We start from the raw sequence: 17,592 nt of genomic DNA on the forward strand, positions 1-17,592 counted from the left end.
TAACCATTCCTGAATAGAAGGCAAGCCGGAAGGGGAAAATGATGGGAATGGTCAAATTGCACATTGACTTTCGACACAACGGTCACACTCTAATTCAGATACTAGACTTTTCAAGGAGGGATTTGAATGACCAAACCAATGAATGATCTGCCTATGGATACAAAAAACCGGGATTGCACCTGTGGTGGTCCACCGGAATTCATAGAAACGACTTGTCCCAAGTGCGGCGAGAAGGGTGTGCGCGTCAAATCTGGTACTGTACGATATCTGCTTGATGACGAGCATCGCATTGCTGTTACGGATAAAATATATGGGCTGTGTCTTACACCTGATTGTGCTGTGTCATGGTATGCTCAGGGTGGTTCTCATTTCTTTACCACTGACCAGACAGCCACACCGATTTGGACCAAAGCTGACGTTGATCCGATCATGGCCTGTTATTGTAATGAGATCACCAAAAACATGGTTTTTGATGCAGTAAAAACCAACGGTTTGAACGACATGCAAGATATTATTGAGCATTACCGTGGCAAAATGAAATCCATGTGTGCCGTAAAAAATCCTATGGGGAAATGCTGCTCCGAATCATTTAATACTATGATTAAGGAAGCTCAAAAAAATATATAGCACACATTGTATATCAACAAAATGTGATTTGATTTCAGACCAAACTGACAGACATAAAACTATAATTCAAAGGTTTACAGCCATCGCATTGGAGTGTATCTATTCCCGGAAGAAAAGCCAAACCCGTTGCGAAACGGGGACGGAAAGCCACGGGTCTCATTGAGACCGCCGGGTTGTCAAAGCCATACTCCATGAATCCACTTGATACGGTCTCTGATTGCTTTGGCTTCCCCGCTTTCCCAAGGGAAAAAGAATGCAGGACGCAACAGCGACTGGGATCGAAAACGAAGAATCCCACAAAATATCAGCGAACAATGTTTTTAAAGTGTCGCCATACATGGTCATCCCTTCCAGGGTCGGCGGTTTCTCGTTGTACCTGAAGCAGGATAAAAACTTTGTGCTGTATGCGGAAAAGGGCGTCCTGTTTACCGAGGAGCACACCAAGCGTCTCATTATGCTTGATGTAAAACATCTGTACGTCAAAGCCTCAGACTATGCCTTTTATACGAGTTACCTTCAGGATAATATCATGGAGGTGCTGGAAGATGAAGCCATCCCATTGTCCGAAAGAGCCAGGGCATGGAACGACGCCACCGTGGCCATTGCCAAATCAGCTTTTGATCGATCTTTGCCTGCCCCTGTAGACAAGCGGCAATTCAAACGCATTAAGTCTCTCATCTCCAACTCTCTCACATTTCTAACCCGCGACGATGCTTTGCGTGAACTGTCTCGATTCATCAGAGAAGGGGACAGCCTGTACCGCCACGGCATTGCCGTCATGGTCCTGACCATTGTTACCCTCGCCACGTTCATGAAAGATGAGCACGACATATTGGTGGCCGTCGGTCTGGGAGCCATGCTCCACGACATAGGCAAACTGGAACTGCCCCAGAATATCTTCGTCAACAGGTACGAGACTCTTAACCGTGAAGGCAAAGATCTCGTACGTTCGCATCCTGCGCTTGGTGTAGGCTACTGTTCTTCGCTCCCGCTGCCGCAGGAAACTTTGCAGTGTATTCTTTTCCACCACGAACGGGAAGACGGAACAGGGTATCCCTCCGGCTCAACAGGAAATTTTCTTCCAGACTATGTTAAGGTCCTGACCATGTGTAATCTGTATGACAACCTAGTCACCGGGAAATATGGCCGGAAAAAAACGCCTTTCGAAGCGTTGACGCACATCCGATCCATGCGAAGTGCCTTTGATCAGAAAATGCTCAAACGATTGATTTCAGTGCTTGCCACGTCTGACTTGGCCTAAAAGTATTGATCTGCACGGTATTGCCTTTTTTACAGGCTGACGCTAGACAACGTCCATGAAGAAGAGTTCACGCAATCGCCCCAGAAAAAGAATTTGTCCGCCTCCGCCACAAACGTCGGCGCGTACTTATGTTCGTATTAACACCGCAGATATCGGCATGTTCCGTTTTCTGCTGGAAGGATACGACAACCTCGGGATTTTTACAGTAGTAAATAAATTCAAGGGAATTCTGCTGTTACGATACAGCCCACACCTTAAGCGTGAAGTGAAGGTCTTCTTGAAAGCTGCTGCGACAGAAATGAAATTGGAGATTCTTCCCCATTTATAGAAGTACATTTCGAGCAGAGTACCTGAAGAAGCGGTGGGCAATCCTGATGGAGAGAAAATATAATGATGGTCGCCTAAGGGCGGCCTTTTTTATTGGGAGAAACGCCTTTGGCGACAGTTATTATTGGATGCTGAAGACTTAACTTTTCCATGTACTACGCGGTCGGCGGATCTTTTTGGCAGAGCTACCCCAAAAGAACTCAAAAAATCGGCTTATGTATTTGGTTGCCTGGTGATCGGCGGCGAGAATCTGATCAACGCGTGCAGTTTTTGGAATCGCGTTTTTTTGCTGCGCTCCAGTGCAAGTCCTAACGGGACGCTGCTGTTGTGCGCTGTCAGCTTCTAGGTTTTTCGATCAAGGACTGGTTGGGCATCTTTGAAAATAACGAAACAAAGCCCCGCTTGAAGTAAATTCAAGCGGGGCTTTGTTTTAATCTTGCTTCGCAAGAGGTAGGCAATCTCTAGTCAAAGAGTTTTTCCGCCTCTTCATATACATATCGCATGTACATCATCTTGGGAGAACCACCCATGGCAACGGCCAAGAGGCCTGCATCGATGATCTCATCCTTGGTTGCGCCGTGCGTGGCCGCATTCTGAACGTGCAGTGAAATACACATGTCGCACTGGGACAGGATGGAGCAGGCAATCAGAATCAGGGACTGATATTTGTCCTCGATGGCACTGCCCTTTTTGATGGTGGCGGTGAACCCCTGGTAGGCCTTGAAGACATCCCGGCGGTTTTTGTTCATCTGTCGGAAGAGATCGGTAGCTTTTTCAGCAGGTTCTTTCATTCCATACTCCTTTAATAATACAGCGCCGGTCCAAGAGAACATCTCTTGGGCCGGGCGCTATGAGAGGGAGAGAGTCCCGATTGGGTTAGACGTTGGGTACATCCAAAAAAAACGCCTGTAAAGCGGAAAAATGACGTTTTTTTTGCTGTTTTGGCGAACTTTTTTGCGTATTTTATCAAAAAAGCAACCGATACCACATTGTTGGACAAAAAAAGTAGTTTCCGGTTTCGTTTTTTGAAAGAAAGTCATGTAGATGGGCCTTCGTTTTGCTTGAGCTCATGCCATTTATGTGTACCTCGAATGGCGTTGATAAATGCAAGAATAAAGAAGATGGCGAAAAAACCACTGATGAGCGTCTGAATTGGTACATCGGTAATTTTCGAGATGAATATATAAAGGTACAGAACAAGCCCGACAATGGCGGCTATGTTGTATTTTTTATGAATGCCTATCCCGATCAGACCGAACAAGGCGACATCCACAAGAGGCAACAGATCTACCGGCTGCCCTGGATAATCAATCATGAACATGACGGTATTAAGTACCGTGAAGCCACATATGATGCCGCAGGCCCAGACGCCTTGTGCCGCTGCATACTTGGCAATTTCGAGATCTGTGATTTTTGGCCAGAACTTGTTGAAGTCCTTGCGTGGTTGTTTGTTTTCTTCAGACATCCTTAATCACCGTCAGTTTAATCCTCTTTGCCGTGAATGAGCGTGTAGAGCGCTCCCTTTTGTTCCAGTAATTCTTCATATCCGCCCTGTTCGACGATGCGGCCTGCTTTGAGAACCACGACCTTGTCGTAGTAGGGGAGCATGTCCAGACGGTGAATAACGGCTAGAACTGTGGATTTGCCTTTCCAATTGTTGGTCAGGATGTTTTGCACTCGTCCTTGTGACTTGTTGTCCAGAGCGGCGGTGGCTTCATCCAGAATGAGGACAGGCGGTACCTTGAGGAATGTTCGTGCAAGAGCGACTTTTTGTCGCTGCCCACCGGACAGTCGGTCACCCATGGAACCGACTTCGAAATTCAGGCCCATTTCGGCCACTGGCTCCAACGCTCCCTGCATGATGAGCGCTTGCATGATGCGGTGGTTAATTTCGTCCTCAGCACCTGTGGCATCGGCGCGGACGCGACCAAACAGGATGTTGTCCTGAATGTTCAGAGAATCGATGTATTCTTCATGGCTAAAGAAACGGAAAGAGTCAGGGTGATCTCGTGTCACCTTGTCCATGAAGTCCTGACGAGATCGGACCACACGGTTGACAAAACCCTTGTCCAGTTCAATCTGGCCGTGAATACCCGGAATGAAGGCCAAGGCCAGCTTGAAGATGAGGCCTTTTTCCTTTTCCGAAAGAGGTTCGCCGGAATCGAGTCGGTTTGCGACCTTCTGATATTCGCCGTACTCAGCCTCGGGGATAGGGTTGTTCGTGAAGGCGTCGTGTTCGGGTGTCGGTCCCAGTTCGTCAGTAATCATCCGTGCTAGAGTTTCGCCCAGAACGGTCAGGTGCGCGACGAGTCCGTGTCCTTCAAGGAATTCGATGAACTGATGGTGTTCATGCAGATGCTCTTGATCGAATTTTTCGTTAATGGCTGCGCCGAAGGCTATGTTTTCGGCTACGGTCATGTAGCGGCTGTAGCTATCCACATCAAAGAATTCAATGTATTCGGCCACGTCTGCGTACATACCGGCTTCGCCTTCCTGGAATTCTTTGCGTGAGGCGAGAATTGCTTCCTTGAGACTTCTGTCTGGGTTCTTCGTGTCCAGCTTGGCTCGCAGGGCAAAGGCAAGGACATCAGTGAAAAATCCGACTTGTTGCGATATCTTGATCAGGTCGTCGAGTGTCGGTTCATTCCCTGAAGGCGTGCAACTTCCTCCTTGCATGGCCAGAGATTGACAGGAGTAGAGCAGATTTTCTTTGACTGTGCCGTCAAAGATGAAGGGATGCTGGGCTACCATGCCAAGGTTGTATGAAATATCTTGTTTGGTCAGTTCCGAGACTTCGCGACCGCCCACAAGTATGCTGCCGCCCGTGTATTTATAGAGCTGGGCCACGCACAGAGCCAGGGTGGATTTACCCGAACCGGAGAAGCCTACCAAGGCCACGTGTTCGCCACCTTTGACTTTCATTGACACGCTGTCGAGCAGACGGATATTGCCGCCTATGACGAAGGAAAGGTCGCGGACTTCGATGTCGTTGTCCAGAGCATAGGGTTCGCGTCCTTCAGTGAATTGTTTGAATTCCGGGGCGTGATCAAAGGCGCGCATGATCTGGCCGTAACGAACGGAACTGTCTTGATATACCTGCCAGAATTCCATCAGCTCTTTCCATGGGTCATAGAGCTTTTCATAGGCAGACAGGAAGGCCACGATAGCACCTACATCAAAATGGCCCTGAATGGCATAGTAACCACCGATGAGAAAGAGGACGAACGGTCCGAGGCTCATGAAAAAATTGTTCACGAACTTGATACCGAATTTGATGCTGTTTTGTGTCACTGTGGCTTTGTAAAGCTTTTCAATGACGGCGGAGAAGCGGGCTTTTTCCAACGGGATGGACGCATTGGAATGGACTTCATGGACGCCTGAAACGGCTTCGCCGACCAGTCCAGAGAGTTTTTGGGTGTGCTCTATGCGTTGACGATTGGCTCGTCTGAAGTATTTTTGGATGCGAGGCAGGATGAACAGTTCTATTGGATAAATGGAAATGGAAATGAGGCCGATAGTTGGATTCAGATGAATCATATAGCCGGCCATTGCAAAGAATGTCAGTACGTTGACAGCTGGGACGGCTACAGCCTGGCCGATGAACGTGGCCACTGGGATGAATTCTGTGATAAGATAGGAAATGACATTGCCTGGAGAGGTGCGGCGATAGAATTGGACGGGTAGGGAAAGTAGGTGTTCATAAAGCCGTTCCCGGACGACTTTGAGGGTCTTTTCTCCGATATATACCTGCATCAGGTTGATACAGTATTTGAGTATACCCGCCAGGGTCACGGCGCCTATGTACAAGGCGCAATATCTCCACAAGGCCGGAAGGTCTTTGAGGCCGATCGCTTCGTTGATGATTCTCTTCTGCATTTCAAGCGGCAGGACACGCATGGCAACTGTGACCACGATGATGCCCACTACGGCAAGCTGGAGAGGGATATTTTTATAAAGAACCCACGAATAGAGTGCGGTTTTCGTGATGCGTTTATTATCGTTGGGATGCGGCATGTGACGGTCCATTGTGCTGATTGTGAAGATTTTGTTTTGTATAAACGGAATAGGATGTTTTTCCAAGTATTATATAAGGGAAAAGCGGTTTCGCTGTGGACAATTGCCCCTGTTGTATGGTCAAACTGCGAGGGATGTACAAGAGGACGGCCTCATTGAGGAATAGTGTATGAAATTTTCCATCCGTATTAAAATATTTGTTGTGCTTCTGGCGTTTAGTCTAGGGCCGCTTTTCCTTTCGCGTGGGCTTATGGGCAAGGCCTCTTCCGAGGCAGTCCGTGATATGGCCGAAGAGTTGCGCAAGGAACTGCTTTTTATCGTTGCATCGGAGCTTGAATATAATGCCTCGTCGCTGTTGACTCTTCTGGAGCGTGGCGGGGAGACCATGAAGCTGGCAGTGCGTGCTCTCGCTGTTGATACGAGTCGGATTTTTGAAAACAAGAAAACTGACGTTGAATCCCGGATTTATTATTCCATTGATTTTGCCGATCCCGACGAAGCTCCACCGGACGCCGTGCCTCATAAAGGATATGTGCGAAAGACCATGTCTGGGCGGGAGCGTCTCATTAAAGTAAGTTTTGAATATCCATCAGTTCATTTGTCCCATCGAGTGCGTGAAAAAGACGTAAAAAAGGATCTGCAACTGTTGCAGCAGTTGTCGCAGACATTGCGCAGTCTCATTCAGGACATGACGGATGCACCGTTTTGGATCAATGTCGGTCTTGAATCTGGTGCATTTCTGACCTATCCGGGGCATGGTGGATTCCCTTCTATGTACGACCACAGGGATCAGGATTGGTATCAAGAGTCCAAGGAATCGAAAACATGGAAGTTTTATCTGACTGTTGATCCTGTCACACGGGCGACTGTGTCTACGATAGCCTTTCCCATTCGATCAAATGACGGAACATTTCTCGGCTGCGCTTCTTTGGATCTGCCTGCTTTTGCCTTAATGGGTGAGGAGGAATTGAAGGAGCGGTGGGATGGAGAAATCCTTTCTTTCATGGTCAGCCGGGATTCTTCCGGTGATACTCAGAACAAAGGACTACTTATTCTTGCACAGAAGGATCCCCATGCTGACGGCCATCGTCATTGGATGTCCGGCGTGAAACAGGAGTGGCTCACCTTTGATGATCCAATTGGTACGGAAATCCTATTGCATGCGATGGACATGCAGAAGTCTGGGGCGGTGCCGCTCTCCTATAAGGGTGAAAATTCGCTGTGCGCTTTTGCTTCCAACGATTTTTATTCTTTTATTATTATCGCGCCTGAAAGAGTTATTTCCAAATTACCAAATGCTGTGGCCGGTTCATTGGATATTTTATTTGATGAAATGCGGGATATTTCCTTTATTATTTCCGGCATAATGTTGATTTTTACAGGGGTTATAGCATGGTTCGGTTCGCGGGCGATAACCCGGCCACTTCTTGCCATGAATGATGTGGCGCGGCGATTGGCTGGCGGTGATTTCTCGGCGCGTATGACGCAGAAAACCGGGGATGAGCGCGATGATCTTATTGAATCATTTAATGAAATGGGACCACAACTCAAGGAATTGATGCGTCTCAACAAGGATATGGAACTCGCACAGGAAGTGCAGCGTCTGCTGTTGCCACACTCCGAGCCGTGTCTGGATGGATTCGATATTTCCGGTGGTATTTCGTATTGCGATCAGACTGGTGGCGATTATTATGATTTTCTGAATGTTAAATGTCAGGACGGCGATGCCTTGGGCGTTGTCGTTGGTGACGTGTCAGGTCATGGCCTTCCGTCCGCCATGGTCATGGCCGCTGCCAGAGGGCAGTTTCACACTCTGTCTAAAATCACCATGGGACCGCACGAACGGATGCAGTCCATCAACGAGGTGTTGAGCCGTGACCTGGATGGAACAGGTCGATTCCTGACGATGTTCTATTTACGACTCAAGAAAAATAATGCCTCGGTCAAATGGGTGCGGGCAGGCCATGATCCGGCCATTCGATACAATCCGGACACTGATAGTTTCGGCGAGTTGCTCGGCGAAGGGCTTCCTCTTGGGGTTTTGGAAGAGTATGAGTATGAATCCAATGAAGCCCTGTTGGAAAACGGGGAGATTCTGGTTTTGTCCACAGACGGCGTCTGGGAGGCTCGGAATGATGAAGGTATAATGTTTGGCAAGAAGAGAATGCTTGCTATCATCAGAGAGAGTGCGCATAAAAACGCAGAGGGAATCCGTCTGGCATTGATGGATGCAGTGGATCACTATCAGGTTAATGGTCAGGAAGACGATATTGCAGTCGTCGTTATCAAGAAAACCAGCGGAAAGTGCATGCCTGGAGATACCGTTTCATTTCGTATGACCAACAAGGAAAATTGCTTTCGGTGTTTTCAGCCGAAAGTAGAGGCCTTTGGTGAGTCCAACGGCCTGCCGGGAAAGATAATTTTTCATCTGACGTTGGTGCTGGATGAATTGGTTACGAATATTATTGATTATGGGTACGCCGATTTCGACGAACACCCTATTGACGTTTCCCTGTCCATGGACGGAGACATCTTGATTATCAGGGTAGAAGATGATTCCGAGCCTTTCAATATTTTGGAAGCCCCGGAACCTGAGTTGGATGTGCCACTGGAAGAGCGTGATCGTCCTATTGGCGGCATGGGTATTCATCTGATCAAGAACATGGTGCATTGTATTGAATACGTGCGCGAAGACGGCAAGAACGTCCTCACATTGAGCAAAGACACAAGCAAGTCCTGCACCCCCGCAAAGGGGTAGGCATACGGAGGCATACAATGGCAATGAACCAGGAAAATGAGAATGGCGTCACCATTCTTGCGGTAGACGGTAATCTCGATGCCGAGGGCACTCAGGCTATGGAAGAGAAAGTCCTCGCCTTGCTTGAGAGCGGCGAAACCAAATTGCTTTTTGATTTTTCGGGATTGGACTACATCAATAGTTCGGGCCTGCGCGTGCTCGTGCTTGCTTATCAGCGACTTAAAAAAGCATCGGGCACTGTCGCCATCTGTGGCGTTAAGGATTACATTCAGGAAGTCTTCGAAGTCTCCGGCTACGACAAGATTTTTCCGCTGTATACCGCACGGGCTGATGCTTTGGCGGGAATGTAGTCTCGCGGGCCATCTGCGTCGCTGTCGGGTGTAATTTAATTGTTCAATGGAGCGAGGTTCGCCTGCGGTTAAATCACATACGCCACCGACACATCTGATTCATTCTTGAAAGCCTGACTCTGTGCGTTGGGCTGGGCATTTCATTGTTGCCTTATGTGAATGTGAAAATATAAGAAGGTCTCATTTTTTTCGTAAATACGGAAAAAGTGGGACCTTCTTTTGTCCTTTAATCGTGCCAACTCACAAAAATTTGCCGAAGGCGCACTAAAAAGTTCTGGAAATCCTCAAGAACCTTTTTCAAAAGGTTCTTGAGCCGCCGGAGGCCTTCTCCTTAATGTGAGTCGCCCGTCAATAAGAATGGCTGCGGCCGAAACAATGAGCATGCCGATTATGAGGCGCATAGTGAACGGTTCGCCGAGGAAGGAGATGCCGAGTGTTGATGCGCTGAATGGGATGAGCAGAGTCACAAGGCTGATGTTGGTTGCTCCGGCTGAAGTGAGTATGCGGAAGAAGATGAGAGAGGCGATTGTTGAACAGAGTAGTCCTAGACCTGTGATGGCTGCAAGAGTTTCGAGTCCGGGCATAGGCAACTCCCATGGCCGGGTGACGACAAGGACAACGGGGGCCATGACCAATGAGGCCGCAGAGAGCTGAAGGCAGCCCATGACTGTGGGGGACATACCTGTCAGTCGTCTGGCGTAGGTTGCCGCACAGGCATAGGACAGAGCTGCTCCCATAATTGCGATCTGTCCGAAAACGTGGTCGCCAAATCCCATAAGCGCATCGGTTCCGATGAGGGTTGCCACGCCGCCTAGGCCGAGGGCTGCGCCGGAGAGTTTGCGCATGGAGAACCGTTCGTCTGCCGTGAAAAAGTGGGCCACCAGTATGGTGAAGGCTGGAGTTGTGGCATTGATGACCGCGGCCAGTCCGCTTTCGATGTATTGCTGCCCCCAGACAATGAGGAAAAATGGAAGGGCCGTGTTGAATGTGCCAAGAACGGCGAGTTGCCGCCAGCGGTGTAAATGAACACGGGCATTTTGTCGGGTTATGAAAACCACAGCTATTAAACCGAGACTTCCTATCGAGATGCGTCCGAAGACAACCAGCATCGGCGGTAGTTCTCGCAGAGCTATTTCGTTGAAGAAGAACCCGCCACCCCAGATGATGGAAAGAGTGATGAGCATCAGCCATTCTGTGAGAGTCATGCTTTGTATACCGCGTGGTGTCATGGTGCCCTTGTGCCTGTGAATTTGAGCTTATTCAAGCGGATATCGGAGTTGGCTTTCACGAAAGTATGCGACTGCAGATAAAAAAATCCGCCTGTCCAGATAAGGACAGGCGGATATGTATGGCTGGTGAGGCTAGCCTTAGAAGCTATAACCGAGAGCCGCGCGCATTTCTGCGGGGATCATGGCATCCTGTCCAGGCTCAAGAGCCTTCCAGGGAGCACCGGCTTCCTTGCGGGATGCCTTGACTTCTTCGAGGTCGAAGCCGTAGCGGGGCACGTCAAACTGCTGGCCGGGGTAGATCATGTCAGGATTGTTGATCTTGTCACGGTTAGCCTTGAAAATCAGGGGCCACATGAAGGGATCGTTGTACACATGCTTGTATTCGGAGATCCACCACAGGCATTCGCCCTTGGTCACAGTGTGTGTCACCGGGAGAGAATCGTATTCAGCTTTGTAGACCTGCATGGGGTCGACAATAACGACTTCTTCAACAATAACTTCTTTTTCCTCAACGATAACCACTTCTGGCTCGGTTTGGACTTTTTTGGCGCAGCCCCAGGCAAAGACAAGGCACAGGGCGATTGCGAGTAAAATCAGCTTCTTCATTGTGGGCCTCCTCAAAAAGATCGCATTTTGCAGATTCCAGTGTGAAAACTGGGTCAAGTATTTATTCTAGTTGCCCAATTATCAATAATTTTCTTTTCTTGCAACACTATTTTGCTGGTTGGGTTCTCGGCAAAGGCTTTCTCCGCTGCCTCACCCGCCTCTTTCATCCACCCTCCCATACGCAGGCTCTGACTGGCAAGGACGAACATGCGTTCTGGCTCATTCCCATAAATGGCAGAGATCAGATGGTCGTATTCGGTGCCGAAAACCGCCTTAACTAATTCGTTTTGTGAGAAAATGTATCGTGCAAGTAACACGTTCTCACTATACCTGTGAAGGTAAAACGGAAGAAGCTGTCGGCACTTGTCGATAATGAATCGGATGCGGTCAATTTCGCGGCGCATGGATTCTTCGGTCTGATTGAGAATCTGAAAAAGTTGATCCGTAATATCTTTTTCTGACTCGCTCAGATCTCCCTCGTGGAGTTTATGGAACCATGGTGCGTAGTTTTGTTTTTGATAGGCGTCTTCCTTGAGTTTGGTCGCTTCATGGAAGATGTAGCCGAGTGCCCAGTCCAAAAACTTTCCGCCCAATTGTGAGTGCGGATCATTACGAAAGACGTGATGAGCCGTGTCTTTCATGCGCCAGAGCAGCCCTTTGTTCATTTCAAGACCCACGAGGTCCTTGATTACTTCAAACTTTACGGTTCCGTTTTTGTCGAACCCGATGAATTGAAGTTCAAGCTGCTCGCAAGCCTGGCAGAAAAATTTGAACAAATCCCGCACGAACTCGGGATGTTTTGTCTGTATCCACGCTTTTGACATGTCTATTCCTTATGCAGGGAAGATGACATCTATCCGTGCACCGCCGTTTTCGCCGTTGCTCAGATGCATCTCGATGCCGTGGCTTTCGAAGATGGTGGAAACCAGTGCCAGACCGAGGCCGGTACCGGAATCCTTGGTTGTGAAGAAGGGGTCGCGGACTTGATCCAGATGCTCGGGTGAAAATCCCGGTCCTGTGTCGAGAAGAATGACATGGAGGCGTCCGTGCCCTCGTGCCGCGTTGATGGACAACTCACCATCACCATTCATGGCCTGAAGAGCATTGGCCACGAGATTGTAAAAGGCGCGGTACAGAAGATCCTTATCACCTTTGGCCGACATATCGTCGCAGTATTTTCGTTCAATGGTTACACCGAGTTTTTCGCATTCCGGTTCCATGAAAATGGAGACTTGCTCCAAGATGGAGTCCACTTTGACAGGGAGCATGGACGGCTTCTTGGGGCGGGCGTAATCAAGGAATTCGGTCACGGTCCGAGAGAGGCGTTTGGCCTCTTCATGGAGGGCTTCAAGAATACGAGTGGAGGAACTGCCCTCTTTTTTTGCTCGTTTCAGAATGAGCTCGGAGCTGGAGCAGATGATGCCGAGCGGGTTGCGGATTTCATGCGCAACACCCGCGACCATGCGGCCCATGCCTGCCAGTTTTTCCTGCTGTTGCAATTCAAAAATGAGTTTTTCCTTTTCCTTGAGCTGTTTGTTGCTCAGTCGTTCAGCCCTGCGTAATACCGTCAGGACGAGGAAAAAGAGTACCAGTGAGGTGACGAGGGAAAAGGCGATAACGAGCCGTTCGAAGTTGAGCATGGACAAATAATCATTCGTAATATCTTGTTCAAATTCAAGGATGCCCATGATCGGGTTTCGGTCGATGTTGGTCAGACTTCGTTCTGCGCGTAGCGGATTGTAGGCCCTGAGAGTCATGCTGCCGGGTTTGAGATCAACCATAAACAGGGCGGCGATTTTGGAAACGCGGGCCAGAATTTCGGCGCTGAAATCTTTAGATTCCCAAGTTTCCGTAACCTTGTATATGGCATTGCCCGGTTTGCCGATTTCATCTTTTTCCATGGAATAGATAACAGTCCCTTTGGCGTCATATATTCGCAAGGTCGAGACATGAAAACTGTGAATCGTGGATCGGATGACCTTGTCCATGGCTTTGTATTGGTCGTCGTTTCGCAGCTGGATGTGACCGAATTTGACTACCGTGGGGATTACGAATCTGGAAAAGAGCTGGTGGCTGACATTCTCGGCCAAGAGCAGAGCAAAGGCCTCCTGTTTTTCCAGGAGGGTCTGCTCGGCATATTTCGATATGAACAGTGACAGCAGTAGGCTGAAGCTCAAGATGATGACCAGTAGCGTCCAGGATATGACCTTGACGAACTGGAGTGGTTTGCCGCCGTCGGCGTCGGATATCTGCAACGGATTAAAACTCCCGTAAATCTCTGTCTGCGGTGAGGAAAGCGTTTAAATCTGCTTTTTCACCTTCAAGGCCATCCGCGTTCATTCGCGCCTTGGCCAATCGTTTGCCGAGTTCCACTGCGGGCTGGTCCAGCGGGTTGATACCCATGAGCCAGCCGGTCAGTATGGTGGCCGCACCGAGCAGGGCGATAAGTTTACCTGCCTGTCTCGGGCTGTCCGCGCCCATGCGCAGCTCCACCAGCGGAACGCCGTTCGTCGACAACGCCATGCGTGTGCCGAGGCCTTCCGCCTGAATCAATTCGCCGAAATCCTTGTCCCGAACATAACTGAATTGGTCCGGGAGGTCTGCCGGGAATTTCGGTCCGGTAGGCAGATTCGGACAGGTCATGAACAAGCACGCCTTGTTGCGCACACCGTCCATGAACATCTGATTTACGGAGTGTTGGTCCGTCACGCCGAGGGCGGGAACAGGCTGACTGCCTTTTCCTTCCTTGCCAAGTGATTCGGCCCAAAGCTGGGCAAACCAGTCTCCAAAACTGGCCCACAAGGGGATATAGGCGAAAAAGATCATCTCATCAAATCCCTTGTCCATGAGTGCCGCGCCCCAAGCCGCCAATTGGAATGATCCGTGTTCGGTCAGGGTTTCGCCGGTCAGGCTTGGGGTGGTTAACTGGTCCGCCACTTCCTGCGCTCCGGCCATGAGCGAGTTGATGTCCATGCCCAGGAATAGGGCCGGGACCATGCCAACGGCAGATAAAACGGAGTATCGACCACCAAGATTGTCAGGGACCGGCAGGGCCGTGATGCCGTAGGTTTCCACTTCGCCGCGCAGGAATCCCTGTTTTTCATCGGTCACAAGCAGCATGTTTTTATGCCACTCGTCCCCCAAGTGGTGTTGCATCCATTTCTTGAGGATGAAATATTGGCCCACGGTTTCGATGGTGCCGCCTGATTTGGAAACCGTCACGACGACCGTTTTTTCGGGCGGGAGTTTAGCAAGATACGCTTCAAGGGCGTAGGCGTCGATATTATCAGCAATCCAGAGACTCGGCCCGGAGTGTCCCGGTTGATCTTGCTGAGGGAAGAAAGCTTGTTGCAAGGCTCGTGCGCCCAAGGCGGAACCGCCTATGCCGAGCAGGAGCATATGGTCGAATTTTTTGAGAAAAGGTTTGAGCTCCTCTAGTTGCTTTTTGAGGGCCGTCGCATAAGGCATGGTCAGGAAGGGGAGTCTGCCTGCGCCGGTTTCCTCGCGAAGACGTACCGCCATTTCTTCGGCCCGAGCTTCGAAACTCGCCATGTCCAGGTTTTCCAAACTTGAATTGGTCCAATCAAGAATATCAGCCATGATGTCCTCCCGGTCAGTGTCGTCAATGCGCCGAGCACTTTTTAGCATCGTGCGTGCCGTACAGAAAATATCATTTCCCTGTCATGTACAGGGTTCAGTAGAATACCATGATTTTCAGAAAAGGGAAGTCATGGGCTTCTATCAATTCCGCTTGCCGAACAGGACGCGTTGCAGGTCGGCCAGTGTGCCGGCGGTCCCGGAATGGCAGATAGGGTCATGCCCCAGTCGGTCGGCCTGCTTGAGCCTGACATCATGGGCAGCGACTGGTCGGACCTGCCCGTTGAGATCGATCTCTCCCCAGAACACGGCGGATTCCGGCAGAGGTTGGTCATAAAATGACGACATGATGGCTGCCACTACAGCCAGATCCAAGCCGGGATCTTTGTAAGCCAGTCCACCTGTTATCTTTGCATAAATGTCATGGCCGCTCAGGTTCAGGCGTAGTCGCTTTTCAAGCACAGCCAGCAGCAGGTTGAGGCGGTTTGTATCAAAACCGAGTGCCGTACGTCGAGGAATGGTCAGGAATGATTTGCAAACGAGAGCCTGTACCTCCACGGCAAAGGGGCGCTGGCCGTCTACAGCCAAGGCCATGGCCGTGCCGGAAAGGGATGGGTCACGTGCCCCGAGGAAAAATGTGGCGGGGTCTGCCACGACTTCCAACCCCTTTTCCTTCATGGTGAAGACCACCAGTTCATCACTGGGGCCGAATCGGTTTTTGAGCACGCGTAGGATGCGGGAAAAATGTTTGCGGTCACCTTCCAGATACAGGACCGTGTCCACCATGTGTTCCAAGAGCTTTGGACCGGCAATCTGGCCGTCCTTGGTGACATGCCCCACGAGAATGAGTGTGGTGCCGGTTTTTTTGGTCTTTTCCACCAGTTCACCGGATACAGCGCGTACCTGACTGACCGAGCCGGGGATGCCGTCAGCCAGCGGGGATGCTAAAGTTTGTACGGAATCCACAATGAGTAGTTCCGGCGGGTTGGGGGCGTCGAGTACTGCCAGTGCATCTTCCACCTTGTTGGATGCCATGGCGAGCAGTCCCGGTCCGAGCAGGTCGAGTCGTTCCGCACGTCCTCGGAGTTGAGGCAGGGACTCTTCACCTGAAAGATAGACCGCAGTGTGTCCAAGTTTGGCCTGACTTCCGGCCAGTTGCAGGAGCAGGGTGGATTTACCAATCCCCGGTTCTCCGCCAAGTAGAATGGCCGCACCCGGCACCAAACCGGAGCCAAGCAATTCATCGAGTGACTCCATGCCCGAAGTGCGCGTGGAGTATTGTTCGCTGTGCAGGTCTTCAAGTGGCTGTGGTCTATCCTGAGCGGCTGCCGCGTTCACGGATGAGGCGCGTTTCTTGTTTACGGTGATGGATTCCAGAGTGTTCCATTCCTTGCAGGAAGGGCATTGCCCTTGCCACCGAGGTGATTGTGCACCACAGGCTGCGCACCTAAAGATGTCTTTGGTTTTCATACGTGTGAGTATCCCGCTTTTTACCGGAAAAAGTCCAGCCCGGAAAATGTGTGGCAAACAATAAAATTGTTGACGATGTGCGTGGGGCGTCAGTACCCATGCTGTACAGGAAAAAGCATGACTGACCGAAAATCGACATTTCTTCAAGGCGCTCGCGACATCAGCCCCATCTTGGCGGGTGTGATGCCGTTCGGCCTTATCTGTGGCGCGGTAGGAGTCTCTGAGGGGATGCCTGAATGGGCCTCATCCATGATGTCCGTCATCGTCTTTGCCGGAGCGTCTCAGTTGGCGGCCATCCAGCTCATGAGTGAGAATGCGTCCATCGCTGTGGTTATTCTTACCGGATTGATCATCAATGCACGATTCTTCATGTATTCCGCGTCTATCGGGCCGTATCTCAAGGGAGCTTCACCGTTGCAGAAGGCTGGATTAGCCTACCTGTTGACGGATGGGGGATATGCCGTGTCCGTAGCCCATTACCTTCGTAGTGAGACTGGTAGCGTTAACAAGGTCTGGTATTATCTGGGGACCAATGTCGTCATATGGGTGGGCTATATTTTTTCAACCATCATCGGTGCGTATGTTGGCGCAGTCATTCCACCTGAGTGGCGACTTGATTTTGCTGTTCCGTTGACGTTTACGGCTGTGGTTATGCCGGCCATTGTCGACAGGCCCATGGTTCTGGCCGCGCTTGTTTCTGGCGGCATGGCCGTTGCTGCGTCTTCGCTTCCGTATAATCTTGGGCTGATGGTTGGTGCCGTCAGCGGCATGGTGGTAGGTTACCTCGCAGAGAGGAGGCTTGCCAATGCTTGATATGTCTGACTACTGGCCCGTCGTGTTGGGTATTGGTGTTGGTGTGTTTTTGATCCGGTATTCTTTTATTTTGATCATCGACAAGGTGACATTGCCGGAGATGGTGCAACGGATGCTTCGATACATTCCCGCCTCGGTGCTTCCTGCGCTGATCGTCCCGGCGGTGCTTCTGCATAAGGACGGTGGTGTGACAACATTTGCCGGATGGGATCAACTGGCTGCTGCTTTGATCGCTGTTCTGGTCGCATGGAAGACCCGGAATATGTTGGCGACTATTGCTTCCGGCATGATTGTCTTGTGGGGAATTCTGTTTTTTTTATAAGTTGCGTTTTCAACCTCGTCTTTGGTTGAATTGTCGTTTCCTTTCTTTTGTGCTGTCTGCACGTCCTTTTTTTGTTCAATTCCATGTGAAAATATTAACGCTTGACTCTTGGCGAACAGAGGTATTTAGTCTGCCCCTTTCCGCGTGATTCTCCAGCCCCTGGCCTCCTCTTTCATAGACTCGACCATTGACTGTGACCACGAAGAAACCACCAACCT

Annotated in this window: 16 protein-coding genes and 1 riboswitch; of the genes, 7 read left to right on the top strand and 9 right to left on the bottom strand. The window is 50.2% G+C overall.

Going from position 1 to position 17,592, the window contains the following annotated elements; translation table 11 throughout:
* The first annotated feature begins 126 nt into the window (after positions 1 to 126).
* The 3 genes from SYK_RS13710 (at position 127) to SYK_RS13720 (ending at position 2,216) form a co-directional block, all read left to right on the top strand.
* The gene (locus SYK_RS13710; protein WP_281760839.1) at positions 127 to 627 is read left to right on the top strand and encodes a hypothetical protein; all 501 of its coding nucleotides are present in this window, start codon (positions 127 to 129) and stop codon (positions 625 to 627) included.
* A gap of 106 nt (positions 628 to 733) precedes the next feature.
* Positions 734 to 808: riboswitch (cyclic di-GMP riboswitch) on the top strand.
* A 72-nt stretch (positions 809 to 880) separates the two neighbouring features.
* On the top strand, positions 881 to 1,888 hold the full coding sequence (locus tag SYK_RS13715) for an HD-GYP domain-containing protein (protein WP_281760840.1): 1,008 nt from the start codon (positions 881 to 883) through the stop codon (positions 1,886 to 1,888).
* Between the two features lie 55 nt (positions 1,889 to 1,943).
* Complete coding sequence (locus tag SYK_RS13720) at positions 1,944 to 2,216, top strand: DUF4911 domain-containing protein (protein ID WP_281760841.1); 273 nt, start codon at positions 1,944 to 1,946, stop codon at positions 2,214 to 2,216.
* 460 nt (positions 2,217 to 2,676) lie between these two features.
* On the opposite strand, the gene SYK_RS13725 is transcribed toward SYK_RS13720, so the two are convergent.
* The 3 genes from SYK_RS13725 to SYK_RS13735 all read right to left on the bottom strand — a co-directional run bounded on the left by SYK_RS13725 (position 2,677) and on the right by SYK_RS13735 (position 6,241).
* Positions 2,677 to 3,006 (bottom strand): carboxymuconolactone decarboxylase family protein, encoded by a 330-nt coding sequence (locus SYK_RS13725; RefSeq protein ID WP_281760842.1) that lies wholly within the window; start codon positions 3,004 to 3,006, stop codon positions 2,677 to 2,679.
* A 245-nt stretch (positions 3,007 to 3,251) separates the two neighbouring features.
* On the bottom strand, positions 3,252 to 3,680 hold the full coding sequence (locus SYK_RS13730) for a hypothetical protein (protein WP_281760843.1): 429 nt from the start codon (positions 3,678 to 3,680) through the stop codon (positions 3,252 to 3,254).
* 17 nt (positions 3,681 to 3,697) lie between these two features.
* Complete coding sequence (locus SYK_RS13735) at positions 3,698 to 6,241, bottom strand: ABC transporter ATP-binding protein/permease (RefSeq protein WP_281760844.1); 2,544 nt, start codon at positions 6,239 to 6,241, stop codon at positions 3,698 to 3,700.
* Between the two features lie 157 nt (positions 6,242 to 6,398).
* On the opposite strand from SYK_RS13735, the gene SYK_RS13740 reads away from it, so the two are divergent.
* On the top strand, positions 6,399 to 8,987 hold the full coding sequence (locus tag SYK_RS13740; RefSeq protein WP_281760845.1) for a SpoIIE family protein phosphatase: 2,589 nt from the start codon (positions 6,399 to 6,401) through the stop codon (positions 8,985 to 8,987).
* A 17-nt stretch (positions 8,988 to 9,004) separates the two neighbouring features.
* A complete protein-coding gene (locus SYK_RS13745; protein ID WP_281760846.1) occupies positions 9,005 to 9,337 on the top strand; it encodes an STAS domain-containing protein in 333 nt (110 codons plus the stop codon).
* A 284-nt stretch (positions 9,338 to 9,621) separates the two neighbouring features.
* Here the strand turns inward: SYK_RS13745 and SYK_RS13750 are convergent, their stop codons facing one another.
* The 6 genes from SYK_RS13750 to radA form a co-directional block, all read right to left on the bottom strand.
* Positions 9,622 to 10,566 (bottom strand): DMT family transporter, encoded by a 945-nt coding sequence (locus SYK_RS13750; protein WP_281760847.1) that lies wholly within the window; start codon positions 10,564 to 10,566, stop codon positions 9,622 to 9,624.
* A gap of 138 nt (positions 10,567 to 10,704) precedes the next feature.
* The gene (locus SYK_RS13755) at positions 10,705 to 11,172 is read right to left on the bottom strand and encodes a LysM peptidoglycan-binding domain-containing protein (RefSeq protein ID WP_281760848.1); all 468 of its coding nucleotides are present in this window, start codon (positions 11,170 to 11,172) and stop codon (positions 10,705 to 10,707) included.
* 53 nt (positions 11,173 to 11,225) lie between these two features.
* The gene (locus tag SYK_RS13760) at positions 11,226 to 11,996 is read right to left on the bottom strand and encodes a hypothetical protein (RefSeq protein WP_281760849.1); all 771 of its coding nucleotides are present in this window, start codon (positions 11,994 to 11,996) and stop codon (positions 11,226 to 11,228) included.
* A 9-nt stretch (positions 11,997 to 12,005) separates the two neighbouring features.
* A complete protein-coding gene (locus SYK_RS13765; RefSeq protein ID WP_281760850.1) occupies positions 12,006 to 13,427 on the bottom strand; it encodes a sensor histidine kinase in 1,422 nt (473 codons plus the stop codon).
* A 4-nt stretch (positions 13,428 to 13,431) separates the two neighbouring features.
* A complete protein-coding gene (locus SYK_RS13770) occupies positions 13,432 to 14,772 on the bottom strand; it encodes a glucose-6-phosphate isomerase (protein ID WP_281760851.1) in 1,341 nt (446 codons plus the stop codon).
* Positions 14,773 to 14,913: 141 nt separating this feature from the next.
* Positions 14,914 to 16,239 carry a DNA repair protein RadA gene (gene radA, locus SYK_RS13775; RefSeq protein ID WP_281760852.1) on the bottom strand — a complete coding sequence of 442 codons (1,326 nt, stop codon included), beginning with the start codon at positions 16,237 to 16,239 and terminating at the stop codon, positions 14,914 to 14,916.
* A gap of 117 nt (positions 16,240 to 16,356) precedes the next feature.
* On the opposite strand from radA, the gene SYK_RS13780 reads away from it, so the two are divergent.
* Both SYK_RS13780 and SYK_RS13785 read left to right on the top strand, forming a co-directional pair.
* The gene (locus SYK_RS13780) at positions 16,357 to 17,052 is read left to right on the top strand and encodes an AzlC family ABC transporter permease (protein ID WP_281760853.1); all 696 of its coding nucleotides are present in this window, start codon (positions 16,357 to 16,359) and stop codon (positions 17,050 to 17,052) included.
* A complete protein-coding gene (locus SYK_RS13785) occupies positions 17,045 to 17,374 on the top strand; it encodes an AzlD domain-containing protein (protein ID WP_281760854.1) in 330 nt (109 codons plus the stop codon). The genes SYK_RS13780 and SYK_RS13785 overlap by 8 nt, the downstream gene beginning before the upstream one ends.
* The last annotated feature ends 218 nt before the right edge of the window (positions 17,375 to 17,592 follow it).

It is taken from the genome of Pseudodesulfovibrio nedwellii (genome assembly GCF_027923765.1).
GTDB lineage: Bacteria > Desulfobacterota > Desulfovibrionia > Desulfovibrionales > Desulfovibrionaceae > Pseudodesulfovibrio > Pseudodesulfovibrio nedwellii.

Coding starts and splice junctions, on each gene's coding strand:
- SYK_RS13725 (WP_281760842.1), bottom strand. CDS start 3,006: ATGAAAGAACCTGCTGAAAAAGCTACCGATCTCTTCCGACAGATGAAC.
- SYK_RS13770 (WP_281760851.1), bottom strand. CDS start 14,772: ATGGCTGATATTCTTGATTGGACCAATTCAAGTTTGGAAAACCTGGAC.
- SYK_RS13715 (WP_281760840.1), top strand. CDS start 881: ATGCAGGACGCAACAGCGACTGGGATCGAAAACGAAGAATCCCACAAA.
- SYK_RS13735 (WP_281760844.1), bottom strand. CDS start 6,241: ATGGACCGTCACATGCCGCATCCCAACGATAATAAACGCATCACGAAA.
- radA (WP_281760852.1), bottom strand. CDS start 16,239: ATGAAAACCAAAGACATCTTTAGGTGCGCAGCCTGTGGTGCACAATCA.
- SYK_RS13740 (WP_281760845.1), top strand. CDS start 6,399: ATGAAATTTTCCATCCGTATTAAAATATTTGTTGTGCTTCTGGCGTTT.
- SYK_RS13720 (WP_281760841.1), top strand. CDS start 1,944: ATGAAGAAGAGTTCACGCAATCGCCCCAGAAAAAGAATTTGTCCGCCT.
- SYK_RS13760 (WP_281760849.1), bottom strand. CDS start 11,996: ATGTCAAAAGCGTGGATACAGACAAAACATCCCGAGTTCGTGCGGGAT.
- SYK_RS13730 (WP_281760843.1), bottom strand. CDS start 3,680: ATGTCTGAAGAAAACAAACAACCACGCAAGGACTTCAACAAGTTCTGG.
- SYK_RS13710 (WP_281760839.1), top strand. CDS start 127: ATGACCAAACCAATGAATGATCTGCCTATGGATACAAAAAACCGGGAT.
- SYK_RS13745 (WP_281760846.1), top strand. CDS start 9,005: ATGGCAATGAACCAGGAAAATGAGAATGGCGTCACCATTCTTGCGGTA.
- SYK_RS13785 (WP_281760854.1), top strand. CDS start 17,045: ATGCTTGATATGTCTGACTACTGGCCCGTCGTGTTGGGTATTGGTGTT.
- SYK_RS13755 (WP_281760848.1), bottom strand. CDS start 11,172: ATGAAGAAGCTGATTTTACTCGCAATCGCCCTGTGCCTTGTCTTTGCC.
- SYK_RS13780 (WP_281760853.1), top strand. CDS start 16,357: ATGACTGACCGAAAATCGACATTTCTTCAAGGCGCTCGCGACATCAGC.
- SYK_RS13750 (WP_281760847.1), bottom strand. CDS start 10,566: ATGACACCACGCGGTATACAAAGCATGACTCTCACAGAATGGCTGATG.